The organism is Mucilaginibacter gossypii (assembly GCF_900100945.1).
Lineage (GTDB): Bacteria > Bacteroidota > Bacteroidia > Sphingobacteriales > Sphingobacteriaceae > Mucilaginibacter > Mucilaginibacter gossypii.
Genome location: NZ_FNCG01000003.1, coordinates 71,076 through 82,755 on the forward strand (window position 1 = coordinate 71,076; position 11,680 = coordinate 82,755).

Genomic DNA, 11,680 nt, shown 5'->3' on the forward strand with positions numbered 1-11,680 from the left:
ATTGACGAATATCGTTTACAGATAGATAATGCTTCATTGCCGTTGGTTTTAACCAACGGGATAATGAGTAGCGATAAGAGGGCTTCAGCCCAAATCCGCTAATACAATTGGGCTAAAGCCAAGACTTCTTAGCTTTTTTACCGTCGGTTAAAACCAACGGCAATAAATATTTTTTGATAGTGTCCCAAAAGATACTATTTTACTTCTGCTCAATATCTAGGATAGATCCTTCTCTCGCCATCTCTACAAGAAATGGTTTGGCAATACCTTGCTGGGCGTTATCATAGGCGGTATCACCCTTTGCCGCGATATCATCAAGGCCCTCTTCACGGTCCGATTCATATTTGTTTAAGGCCAGGTAAACAGAATCGCCGGAAACCTTATTTACCCTGTAAAGGGTATAGTGTTCGTTTTTAAGTTTGATATGAAATATATCGTTCTTTTGTGGCGATAAAACCCATTGGTTTACTTTTTTTGCTTTCTGCTTTTCGCTGATATAAAAAAATATCGAACCGATAACGATAAGGAAACAGCCTGCAAATGTCCACACAGGTATTGTAGTTTGAGATTTTATATTATCATAGCTTAATTTAAGCGAGGCGGACATTTCCTTAAGCTTCAAAACCTGCCTGCAATTTAGGCATTGGGATACGCCTGTTTTACCTATCGGGAAAAACGGGATCCAGAAAATATGTGCCCAGCGTTGAAATACATTCATTTGTATACTGTTGCCGGTATTGCAGTTTGGGCAGGTGTCGCTTGTTATTTCAGCTTTTAATAGTTTCGCTTTGATGCCGTATATGATCATGGTATGGGTGGTTTAGGGTTTACGTTTATCCGCACTGAAAATAGGCAAATTACCAGGATTATGAAAATACCGAGCTTATAAAGAGGCTCTTGTTTATAGAAAAACTAAAGCAACGATGGTGGCACTGTTTTGTTAGTGGGTATTGGCAAGACGCTATGCAGGTTCAAAAAAACTCAAAAAAACGCTAAAAAAGGCCGAAAATAGAAGTACGTTCTTAAGCGATGAGATTATATTCCTTAAAGTTTTAGTAGTTGATAATCAAATATTTATTGGTGTTTCAGGTAAAATATTAAAGCTTTGATTATCAATATGTTTTATAAAAATCATGTTTTGCGTTTCACTCTCAAAAAATGGAACATTTTAAAAACGCGGCGAAAGCCAAACCAATTTTATTTGGGGAATGGCGATTTTGGGACACCCATAATTTTACAATTACTTTTTACCTTGAAGTGAAATTGCTGAAATAGGCATTTCTTTAAAAAACATTATCTTTGCCGATTAAAATGAACAAGAAAGTCGCTTTTTACACTTTAGGCTGCAAGCTGAATTATTCAGAGACCTCATCCATTGGTCGGCTATTTAACCAGGCCGGTTATGATACGGTAAATTTTACCGAAACACCGGATGTTTTTGTGATCAATACCTGCTCGGTAACTGACAATGCCGATAAAAAGTGTAAGAAGATTGTTAAAGAGGCGCTTAAAATTTCACCTAATGCCTACGTAACCATAGTAGGATGCTACGCGCAGCTAAAACCGCAGGAAATTGCCGAAATCCCCGGCGTAGATATGGTACTTGGCGCTGCCGAAAAATTTCAGATTGTTGACCACATTACCGACCTAACTAAAAGACCCAAGGCATTGGTGCTTAATCAGCCCGTGTCTGAAGCTAATGAGTTTGTACCCGCATATTCTTTTGGCGACCGTACCCGCACTTTTCTGAAAGTGCAGGATGGCTGCGATTACTCCTGTACGTTTTGTACCATTCCACTGGCCCGCGGCGCAAGCAGGAGTGATACCATTGAAAATGTTGTAGCGCAGGCAAAGCAAATAGCTGAGTCGGGCGTAAAAGAAATTGTGCTTACCGGTGTAAACCTTGGCGATTTCGGGATCCGGAACGGTAAACGCGAAGACAAGTTTTTTGATTTGGTTAAGGCCCTTGATGAGGTAGAAGGTATCGACCGTTTCAGGATCTCATCTATAGAACCTAACCTGCTTACCGACGAGATCATCGCTTTTGTGGCTGCTTCAAAACGTTTCGTACCGCATTTTCATATCCCGCTGCAATCAGGTTCGGATAAGATTTTGGGGTTGATGCGCCGCCGGTACAAGCGCGACCTCTATGTTAACCGTGTTGCCAAAATAAAAGAGCTGATGCCCGATTGCTGCATTGGCGTGGATGTTATTGTTGGTTTCCCCGGCGAAACAAGGGAGGATTTTATCGATACCTATAACTTCCTCAACGAACTTAATATATCGTACCTGCACGTATTTACTTATTCGGAAAGGGAAAATACTTTGGCCGCTCAGATGACGGGCGCGGTACCCGGCTCGGCACGTGGCGAGAGGAGTAAAATGCTACATATCCTGTCGGATAAAAAGCGCCGTGCTTTTTATGAAAGCCAACTCGGTAAAAACCAGGAAGTTTTGTTTGAGGGTGATATCAAAGATAGCTTTATGCACGGTTTTACCCGTAACTATGTGAAAGTACGTACCAAGTATGATCCTGTACTGGTTAACGAATTGAAAACGGTAAATCTAACAAATATTTCACCTGATGGTGATGTTGAAATAACAGAAGGCGAAGAAATATTTGTGCATTAAATTCTATATTCGCCTTAAAATATAACCTATGTTTCCAACGCTTACATCGTTACTGAAATACCTTTTTGGTTTTAATCTTCCTTTGCCTATACAAACCTTCGGCTTTTTTGTGGCGATAGCTTTTGTTGGCGCTTACTGGGCATTTGGCCAGGAGTTTAAACGTAAAGAAGCGTTGGGCGTAATCCATACTTTTAAAAAACGGGTTACCATTGGGTTGCCGGCTTCAAATGCCGAGCTTGCGGGAAATGGTGTTTTTGGCTTCATATTAGGCTATAAAATTGTGGACAGTATTCTCAATTACCAGGCTCTCATTGATAGTCCGCAGGATTTTCTGATATCCTTAAGAGGCAACTGGATAGGCGGTATACTCGGTGCAGCAGCGTTTGCTTACTGGGCTTGGTATGAAGCACAAAAACAAAAGCTCGACAAGGCGATAACTAAAGATGTTGATGTGCACCCCAATGAATTGATGGGCAGTATATTATTGTGGGCAGCAGTGTTTGGCTTTGCGGGCGCTAAGCTGTTCAACGCATTAGAAAACTGGGGCGACTTTATGAAAGACCCGGTTGGCATGCTTATAGGTTTTAGCGGGTTAACATTTTATGGTGGTTTGATCTGTGGTGGTGCAGCTGTATTGTATGTTGCTAACAAAAATGGTATTAAACCTTTGAATATGCTTGATATTGGTGGCCCTGGTGTGATGTTGGCTTACGCGTTGGGCCGCATTGGCTGCCAAATGAGCGGCGACGGCGATTGGGGTATAGTTAACCTGGCACCTAAACCACACTGGTTAAGCTGGGCTCCCAATTGGATGTGGAGCTTTAAGTTTCCGCACAACGTAAATGACGAAGGTGTGCAGATGGTTGACTGCGTAGGGAAATTTTGCCATGAGTTACCGTACCCGGTTTATCCAACCTCGTTTTATGAGTCTGTAATTTGTTTATTACTGTTCTTTGTTTTATGGAAAATAAGGCACAATTTTAAAGCTCCCGGCGTTTTGTTTGGTGTATATATGATATTAGCCGGCGTTGAGCGTTTCATTATCGAACTCATCAGGGTTAATACCAAATATGTTGTTGCAGGTGTTTCATTCACCCAGGCCGAGATGATTTCGGTGATTATGATTTTAGGTGGTATTACACTTATTGTAACAGGATTAAACAAAGAAAAGAAAGCACCGGGCACAACAAATGGCTGATAACAAATCAAAAGGCAAATTAATTAATAACCAGGTATTCAGATTTGTACTTTCGGCCGGGGCTGGTTTTTTGGTAGATGTTTCAGCATTTTATCTTTTTTACCATAACCTGCTCACTCAACATACTTATCATATTTTCGGGCTTACAGTTCGTAACTATACGGTTTCGTTGGCATTATCATTTTTTATGGGGGTATTGGTTAATTTTTTAATCACCCGCTATATGGTATTCAACGAATCAAAATCGGCACCGCGCAAGCAGTTTTTCCGTTTTGTGACAGTAGCTATCATCGGTTTCTTTGCCAATCTATCGGTTGTAAAAATACTCATCCAGGCTTGCAGCTTTAACCCAACAGTAGCGCGGATTTCAGCAGCGCTGAGCTTGTTCTTCGCGAGCTTTTTTATCCATAAAGTTTTTTCATTTAGCCTATCATTAAAACGTAACCATGCAAACAGCGAACATCATACACCAGGTAATTGAAGTTTCAAAACAGGCAGGTGACTTCATCAGGCAGGAGCGTAAAGCATTTGACCCGGATAGGATAGAATATAAAGGCCTTAACGATATGGTTTCCTACGTTGATAAAACCGCCGAAGAAGCTATTGTAAAGGGCCTGAGCAAAATTTTGCCTGAAGCCGGTTTCATTACCGAAGAAAAAACAACCACTAAAATAGGCGAACGCTACAACTGGATCATCGATCCGCTGGATGGTACTACCAATTTTATTCATGGTTTACCCGCTTTTTCAGTAAGTATTGCTTTGAAAGAATACGATGAACTGATAGCCGGTGTGATATATGAAATAAACCTTGACGAATGCTTTTACGCCTGGAAAGATGCTCCCGCATACCTGAACGGTAAAGAGATCAGCGTAAGCAATAACAGCACAGTCGGTACCAGCTTACTGGCAACAGGGTTCCCATATTACGATTTTACCAAGCAGGCAGCCTATATCGAATTATTTACCGAACTGATGCGCAGCAGTCATGGCTTGCGTCGTTTAGGTTCTGCAGCCGTTGACTTGGCTTACACCGCTTGTGGTCGTTTTGATGCTTTTTACGAGTATAACCTTAATGCCTGGGATGTTGCCGCCGGTATTGTAATTGTAAAACAAGCCGGGGGCGAAGTAGTGAACTTTAAAGGCGGCTCGGAAGTGCTGGATACCCGTGAATTATTGGCTACCAATGGGAAGATCACGGGGGAGATGCTGGAGGCGATACAGAAGTATTTCAGGTAATACTTTTACACCTTTATTCCTTAGCATATCCCAAAAGCAATCCTTTATAAAGTTGCAATTGCCTCTTAAGCGCATCTTGCTGATCTTTTGGTAATATTATTTGATCGTGGCCTTTGTTACCGTTAAAACGAACAATGACCTTATCTGCTGTTACAAGTTTTAATAATATTAAGATTTTGTCGTCGTAAATCGTCTCCTCGCTGTATTCGTTTATCCAATGCTGTAAAGAGTCTGTTGCAAAATCGGGTTTGTACCGGAGACGTTTACCATTTATAACAAATGTCAAACTTTGTAATCCTAAAGGTTTTTTATTTATATGTTGACAACCAAAATAAATGTTGCAGCCTGTTATGTCATAACAATTTATATAGGCGTATAAACCGGTGACTGGCTTACCGACTATTGAATTTTTATCTCTGAAATACGTTGCCTGAACCGCAGACTCTCTTGTGATATTGCTTGAATCTTTAATTAACTTTTTAAAGAGTTTCTTATCCACATTGATTGCGGCTAATTTTTTGAGACTCGCTTGCGCTGTTTCTGACAGTTCAACAGGCTGGGGTTGTGTGTTTAACATTGAGGTGTCAATAGCTATGCTACCACTATAAGTAGTCTTCTGCTCCGATCCAATGATTTTAGCTATGACTATTACCACCATGATGGCGACCGAAGCTATCAGAGCGATACTACATCCAAGATTTGTATTTTGCTTATCGGTAGGAAAATCATCTGACTGGAGTGTTTCATTGGCATCACCATTTTCCACGTTTTCCAGTTGGTGTTGTACTCCTTCCGTTGTAACTTCTGTAGACGATATTGTATGATCTGTCTGCGGTTTTGAGTGATAAATTGTTCCGCAATAGTCGCATTTAATTGTTTGATTTGCGCTTGCAGTTAATATTGCACCGCAATTCTTACAATTTAGTAATTCATTAACTTCCATAGTTTAGAAAGTTGGAGTAAATAAAGTATCATCAACTGAAATTAGAATGTGGAGGTTTGAAATATCAATCAAATTTGGCATTGTGATAAAGTTTAACGATTGGGTGGCTAAAATAGAAACTTATAGACAGATAACCTCATTTAATTATAAACAGGATTAGGGGTAAAAAATCAAAAGCCTCTCATTTTCATGAAAGGCTTTTGGGTAAATGATGGGGCTCGAACCCCAAAATCTTTATTATTATAATGCTTCAGAAACCACTTCAGTAACTTCCGGTACCATACGTTTAAGCAAGTTTTCGATACCGGCTTTAAGGGTTACGGTTGATGACGGGCAGCCGCTGCATGAACCGCGAAGTTCAACAGTTACTACGCCTTCGTTAAATGAGCGGTAAGAGATAGCGCCGCCGTCCTGCTCAACAGCCGGGCGAACGTAATCATGCAGGATCTGCTGAATTTTAACTTCGGTCTCTGTACCTTCAAAATTTCCGGCTTCTGCTTCTTCCTCCAACTGGATCTTCAATTCAGATTCGATAGCACCTTTAACAAACTCTTTCATTATCGGTTCAACATCTGCCCATTCGCTGCCTTCAGTTTTGGTAATAGTCACAAAATTACTGGCAAAGAAAACGCCATTTACAAACGAAAACTTATATAGTTCTTTTGCAAAAGGTGAATGTTCGGCACTTTCCTTGGTAGGGAAGTCAACACTGCCGTTAATAAGCAGTTTGTTAACTATGAATTTCATAGTTGCCGGGTTAGGCGTTAATTCGGTATATACGTTGATGTTCATCGTTTCGTGTTTTAAAATCTTAATTAACAAATTTAGTTACCTTTTTCATTAAAAGCTACCACTTACTTTGTTATGACATGCGGATGATTTTTTTGCACACAGGCAAATATCCAATCAAATGCCAGTATAATTCAACGGCGTTATCTTTTTAATCTCGTCCTTAATAGCATCACTTACATTTAACGTATCAACAAACTCTGCTATTGTGTTAGCATTGATCTGCTGATTGGTACGGGTAAGGTCTTTCAGGGCTTCGTAAGGATTAGGATAAGCTTCGCGCCTTAATATGGTTTGAATAGCTTCTGCAACAACCGGCCAGTTAGCTTCCAAATCGGCATTGATGGCGTCGGTGTTTAATAACAGTTTGTTTAATCCCCTAACGGTTGATTTAATGGCTATCAATGTATGTGCAAAAGGCACACCGATATTCCTAAATACGGTAGAGTCAGTAAGGTCGCGCTGTAATCTTGATATTGGTAATTTAGCCGCAAGGTGTTCAAATAAAGCATTCGCGATACCCAGGTTGCCTTCCGAGTTTTCAAAGTCGATAGGGTTAACCTTATGCGGCATGGCCGATGAGCCCACTTCGCCGGCTTTGATTTTTTGCTTGAAATAGTTCATGGATATGTAAGTCCACATATCGCGGTCAAGATCGATCAGGATATTGTTTACGCGTTTCAAAGCATCGCATTGAGCCGCAAAATTATCGTAATGCTCAATCTGGGTAGTAAACTGCGAGCGCTTTAACCCTAAGGTGTTATTTACGAAATTATTGCCGAATGCTTTCCAGTCGATAGCAGGGTAGGCGATATTATGCGCGTTAAAGTTACCGGTAGCGCCGCCAAACTTAGCTGAGTTTGGAATAGGTTTAAGCAGTTCAAGCTGCGCTTCCAAACGCTCAACAAAAACCAGGATCTCTTTACCCAAACGGGTTGGCGAAGCCGGCTGACCATGGGTATGCGCTAACAGAGGAATATTTTCCCAATCGGCAGCGAAGGTTTTCAGGATACTAACCAGATCATTAATAGCAGGGTAGTAGCTGTTATTTAATGCCAGTTTAAAAGTGTACGGGATGGCAGTGTTATTGATATCCTGTGAGGTAAGGCCAAAGTGAATAAACTCTTTGTATGGTTCCAGACCTAATTTATCAAACTCCTTTTTAATGAAATATTCAACCGCTTTTACATCGTGATTTGTCGTTTTTTCAATCACTTTGATACTCTCAGCGTCATCTTCCGAAAAAATCCTGTAAATGTCGCGTAACTTTTCTGATAGATTTTTATCAAATGACTGTAACTGAGGTAGTGGATATTCGGCAAGTGCTATGAAATATTCTATTTCAACAAATACCCGGTACTTGATAAGGGCATATTCTGAAAAGTATGCGGCAAGTTCGGCGGTGGTGTTTCTATAACGGCCATCAATAGGCGAGATCGCTGAAAGTGAAGTAAGCGTCATATATTAAAAAGAGAGTGGGTGATAATTTTTTGCAAAGGTAATCATTTTTGAGGTGCCAATAGCAGATTAAAAGCTTCGCAATTAAACCACAGAATAATAAGCATTAATTAAATGGATTTTAAAAATGAACAGGTATTTGTAATAAGAAAGTAAAAATGAATGGAAACTTTTTATTCAAAAAATGTTTCCTTAGTTTTGACCCGGAAAGTCAATGAGTCAAACAGAAAGAATTATAAAAGGCGCCGAAGACCTGTTTTTAACTGCAGGGATTAAAAGTATCACCATGGATGATATTGCCAGGCACCTTGGTATGTCAAAAAAAACGATCTACCAGTTTTTTAAGGATAAAAACGAACTGGTAGTAGCCCTTACAAAACAGAAGTTGAAAGAAGATGAGGATCAAATGAACGATATCATCAGCAAATCAAATAATGTAATTGAAGAGATGATTAACATGACCAAGTGTTCGGAAGAGATCTTTTCGAGGATCAACCCGATTGTTATTCATGATCTGCAAAAGTATCATCCCGAAGCCTGGAACGATTTTCAAAAGTTTAAGGCCGAAATATTGATCCAGAAAATGGAAGAGCTGTTGATCAAAGGGATGGAACAGGGTTATATCCGTAAAGATATTGATGTAAGGATAATAGCACGGATGCGGGTAAACCAGGTTGAACTGGGCTTCAACACCTCCATATTCCCGGTATCTGAGTTTAGTCCGTGGAAGGTGCAGGTTCAGTTTTTAGATCATTTTAATTACGGCATCTGTACACTTGAAGGGTATAAACTGCTTAACGAGTATAAGAATATTAATAATGAATAACATGCTGACACACAGTTGTCATTAACTGCATGAAATTTGTATCAGTTTAAATGAAATCAAATCACTCAACCACAACATATATAATGAAGTATTTATTTTTTACGGCAACTGTGTTTTGCGCTATAGCCTTTAAAGGATACGGGCAGGAGGCAACGCCAAATGGACAAACCTTTAACTTTACGGTTCAGGATTGTGTTAATTATGCATATGAGCATCAGGATTCGGTAGTAAATGCCAAACTTGATATTAAGAGCGCCGAATATAAAGTTAGGGAAACAACCGGTATCGGCTTGCCACAGGTAAGCGGAACGGCATCTTTTCAAGACTACTTGAAAATCCCGACTACTTTACTGCCAGGAGAAATTTTCGGACAGCCCGCCGGTACCTTTATTCCCGTTCAGTTTGGCGTTAAATACCAATCAAGTTTTGGGGTCAATGCCGACCAGATCTTGTTTGACGGTAGCTACCTTGTTGGCTTAAAGGCGTCAAAAACTTATAAGGAGCTTTCTATACGTAGTCATATCCGTTCAAAAATTGAGGCAAATGTTAATGTCACAAAGGCTTATTACCAGGTTTTGGTAAGCAACGAGCAGTTAAGGTTGTTAAATGCCAATATTGCTCAGCTTAAACAACAGATGGATGAAACGGTACAGCAAAATAAACAGGGCTTTGTAGAAAAAATTGACGTAGATCGGATTGCTGTTCAGTACAATAATTTGGTTACAAGCCGTGAAAATACTATCCGTTTACTGGCATTGAATTATCAGGTGCTTAAATTTCAGATGGGTATGCCGATAGAATATGCACTTAGCCTGAAAGATAAACTTGAAGATATTAAGCTTGAAGACAATACCGCTGATCTTGCGGCCGATACCTCGTTTTATCATAACCGAATTGAATATAATTTGGCCGAGACAGCTGTAGATCTTAAACAACTGGACCTGAAACGTCAAAAATCGCTTTCTCTGCCTACGCTTAAAGCTAATGCGGCTTATACTTCATCATACCAGAACAATAATTTTAGTAACCTTTATAAAATGAGTTTTCCATCAAGTTATGTGGGGTTATCTTTAAACATACCAATATTTAGTGGCCTTCAGCGGGTTAATCAGATAAAACAGTACAAAATTGCTGTATTGAAATCACAAAATGATTTGGAGAACGCCAAAAACGGATTAAAACTGCAGGCTAACCAGGCTCATATTACTTATGTAAATGGTTTGCAGTCGCTTAATAACCAAAAGCGTAATCAAACGCTTGCGCAGGAAGTGTTACATGTATCAAAGGTGAAATATCAGCAGGGAGTTGGCTCAAGCATTGAAGTTACCCAAGCACAAACATCACTTGAAGATGCAGATAATAAATATATACAAGGCCTTTATGACGCATTGGTTAGTAAAGTTGACCTTGATAAAGCTTACGGACGAATTAAATAACAACAACACTAAACTCACTATATAACAATGAAAATGAAAAAATTTATATACATACCGTTCCTGGTTTTACTGGCTGCCTGCTCAAGTAAACCCAAAGATAAGAAAGCCGAGCTGGCGGATCTGAAAAAGCAGCAATCAGATCTCAATTCAAAAATTGAGAAGTTGCAGTCTGAAATGGGCACTACTGATTCGGCCAAGAGCACTGATGTAAGCGTTACTGAAATAAAGAATGGTAATTTTACTAATTATGTTCAGGTGCAGGGTAAGATTGATGCACAGGATAACGTTACCGCTTATCCGCAGGCATCAGCTGTTATTACGGCTATTTACGTAAAACCAGGTCAGCATGTAAGTAAGGGCCAGGTATTAGCACAATTGGATAATAGTGTTATGCAGCAAAATATAGCGCAAAGTGAAGCTCAGGTGAGCTTGAACCAACAGTTGTTTGATCGTCAGAAAAACCTTTGGGATCAAAAAATTGGCACCGAAGTACAATATCTACAGGCTCAAACCACCTTACAAAGCAGTCAGAAAGCTTTGGCTTCATTAAAAAAGCAATCAGCTTTGTATCGTATCATATCGCCCATTAATGGCACTGTAGATCAAATGGACCTGAAACTTGGTCAGGGTGCAGCACCGGGTCAAACCGGCATCCGTATTGTCAATGCCGATGTTTTAAAAGTTAAGGCCGATGTTCCTGAATCATACGCAAGCAGCGTAAACACCGGTAACGATGTTAAAATATTGATCCCGGATGCTAAGGATTCATTAGTTACCAAGGTGACTTTTGCAGCTAAAGCTATCGACCCTACATCTCGCAGTTTTGGCGTGGAGATCAAATTGCCTCAACGCAGCACACTTCGCCCTAATATGACCGCTATTTTAAAAATTGCTGATTATTCAAAAACAAATACGATAGCTGTACCAGTTAAAGCTATACAGAAATCAGAGAACGGCGACCATGTCTTTGTAAATCAGAATGGTATTGCCAAACAGGTAAATGTAAAATCGGGTGTTACTTATGGTGGCCAAACAGAGATATTATCAGGCTTAAAAGCCGGCGACCAGCTGGTTGTTGAAGGGGCAACTGAAATAGAGGATGGCGATAAGATTAAAATTGTTCAGTCGGCCAATTAGTTATTAACCAATTGATCTGTTCAT

The 11,680-nt window shown here is 40.0% G+C and carries 11 protein-coding genes; 7 read left to right on the top strand and 4 right to left on the bottom strand.

What is annotated here, in order from left to right:
* Positions 1 to 199: 199 nt before the first annotated feature.
* A complete protein-coding gene (locus BLS28_RS06525; protein WP_091163701.1) occupies positions 200 to 808 on the bottom strand; it encodes a hypothetical protein in 609 nt (202 codons plus the stop codon).
* Positions 809 to 1,311: 503 nt separating this feature from the next.
* Here BLS28_RS06525 and mtaB point away from each other — a divergent pair.
* The 4 genes from mtaB to BLS28_RS06545 are packed head-to-tail and all read left to right on the top strand — an operon-like array spanning position 1,312 to position 5,067.
* A complete protein-coding gene (mtaB, locus tag BLS28_RS06530) occupies positions 1,312 to 2,631 on the top strand; it encodes a tRNA (N(6)-L-threonylcarbamoyladenosine(37)-C(2))-methylthiotransferase MtaB (protein WP_091163703.1) in 1,320 nt (439 codons plus the stop codon).
* A gap of 28 nt (positions 2,632 to 2,659) precedes the next feature.
* Positions 2,660 to 3,829, top strand: coding sequence for a prolipoprotein diacylglyceryl transferase (locus BLS28_RS06535; RefSeq protein WP_091163706.1), 1,170 nt, complete (start codon positions 2,660 to 2,662; stop codon positions 3,827 to 3,829).
* Entirely contained in the window at positions 3,822 to 4,310 is a 489-nt protein-coding gene (locus BLS28_RS06540) for a GtrA family protein (protein WP_091163709.1), read from the top strand. Before BLS28_RS06535 ends, BLS28_RS06540 begins: the two co-directional genes overlap by 8 nt.
* Positions 4,276 to 5,067 carry an inositol monophosphatase family protein gene (locus BLS28_RS06545; protein ID WP_091163711.1) on the top strand — a complete coding sequence of 264 codons (792 nt, stop codon included), beginning with the start codon at positions 4,276 to 4,278 and terminating at the stop codon, positions 5,065 to 5,067. The genes BLS28_RS06540 and BLS28_RS06545 overlap by 35 nt, the downstream gene beginning before the upstream one ends.
* A 13-nt stretch (positions 5,068 to 5,080) precedes the next feature.
* Here BLS28_RS06545 and BLS28_RS06550 read toward each other — a convergent pair whose 3' ends face one another.
* From BLS28_RS06550 to purB, 3 genes are all read right to left on the bottom strand, one after another.
* Positions 5,081 to 6,010: a TFIIB-type zinc ribbon-containing protein gene (locus BLS28_RS06550; protein WP_091163714.1), complete on the bottom strand. Its 930-nt coding sequence runs from the start codon at positions 6,008 to 6,010 to the stop codon at positions 5,081 to 5,083.
* A 240-nt stretch (positions 6,011 to 6,250) separates the two neighbouring features.
* A complete protein-coding gene (locus BLS28_RS06555) occupies positions 6,251 to 6,802 on the bottom strand; it encodes a NifU family protein (protein WP_090525267.1) in 552 nt (183 codons plus the stop codon).
* A 114-nt stretch (positions 6,803 to 6,916) separates the two neighbouring features.
* On the bottom strand, positions 6,917 to 8,260 hold the full coding sequence (gene purB / locus BLS28_RS06560) for an adenylosuccinate lyase (RefSeq protein WP_091163717.1): 1,344 nt from the start codon (positions 8,258 to 8,260) through the stop codon (positions 6,917 to 6,919).
* A gap of 211 nt (positions 8,261 to 8,471) precedes the next feature.
* On the opposite strand from purB, the gene BLS28_RS06565 reads away from it, so the two are divergent.
* The 3 genes from BLS28_RS06565 (at position 8,472) to BLS28_RS06575 (ending at position 11,656) form a co-directional block, all read left to right on the top strand.
* Positions 8,472 to 9,083, top strand: a complete 612-nt coding sequence (locus BLS28_RS06565) for a TetR/AcrR family transcriptional regulator (RefSeq protein WP_091163720.1) — start codon at positions 8,472 to 8,474, stop codon at positions 9,081 to 9,083.
* 83 nt (positions 9,084 to 9,166) lie between these two features.
* Positions 9,167 to 10,519 carry a TolC family protein gene (locus BLS28_RS06570; RefSeq protein WP_091163723.1) on the top strand — a complete coding sequence of 451 codons (1,353 nt, stop codon included), beginning with the start codon at positions 9,167 to 9,169 and terminating at the stop codon, positions 10,517 to 10,519.
* 33 nt (positions 10,520 to 10,552) lie between these two features.
* Positions 10,553 to 11,656, top strand: a complete 1,104-nt coding sequence (locus BLS28_RS06575) for an efflux RND transporter periplasmic adaptor subunit (protein WP_091164911.1) — start codon at positions 10,553 to 10,555, stop codon at positions 11,654 to 11,656.
* Positions 11,657 to 11,680: the final 24 nt, after the last annotated feature.

Excerpts from the sequence above, each read along its gene's own strand:
- BLS28_RS06525 (WP_091163701.1), bottom strand. The coding sequence starts at position 808 with ATGATCATATACGGCATCAAAGCGAAACTATTAAAAGCTGAAATAACA.
- mtaB (WP_091163703.1), top strand. The coding sequence starts at position 1,312 with ATGAACAAGAAAGTCGCTTTTTACACTTTAGGCTGCAAGCTGAATTAT.
- BLS28_RS06535 (WP_091163706.1), top strand. The coding sequence starts at position 2,660 with ATGTTTCCAACGCTTACATCGTTACTGAAATACCTTTTTGGTTTTAAT.
- BLS28_RS06540 (WP_091163709.1), top strand. The coding sequence starts at position 3,822 with ATGGCTGATAACAAATCAAAAGGCAAATTAATTAATAACCAGGTATTC.
- BLS28_RS06545 (WP_091163711.1), top strand. The coding sequence starts at position 4,276 with ATGCAAACAGCGAACATCATACACCAGGTAATTGAAGTTTCAAAACAG.
- BLS28_RS06550 (WP_091163714.1), bottom strand. The coding sequence starts at position 6,010 with ATGGAAGTTAATGAATTACTAAATTGTAAGAATTGCGGTGCAATATTA.
- BLS28_RS06555 (WP_090525267.1), bottom strand. The coding sequence starts at position 6,802 with ATGAACATCAACGTATATACCGAATTAACGCCTAACCCGGCAACTATG.
- purB (WP_091163717.1), bottom strand. The coding sequence starts at position 8,260 with ATGACGCTTACTTCACTTTCAGCGATCTCGCCTATTGATGGCCGTTAT.
- BLS28_RS06565 (WP_091163720.1), top strand. The coding sequence starts at position 8,472 with ATGAGTCAAACAGAAAGAATTATAAAAGGCGCCGAAGACCTGTTTTTA.
- BLS28_RS06570 (WP_091163723.1), top strand. The coding sequence starts at position 9,167 with ATGAAGTATTTATTTTTTACGGCAACTGTGTTTTGCGCTATAGCCTTT.
- BLS28_RS06575 (WP_091164911.1), top strand. The coding sequence starts at position 10,553 with ATGAAAAAATTTATATACATACCGTTCCTGGTTTTACTGGCTGCCTGC.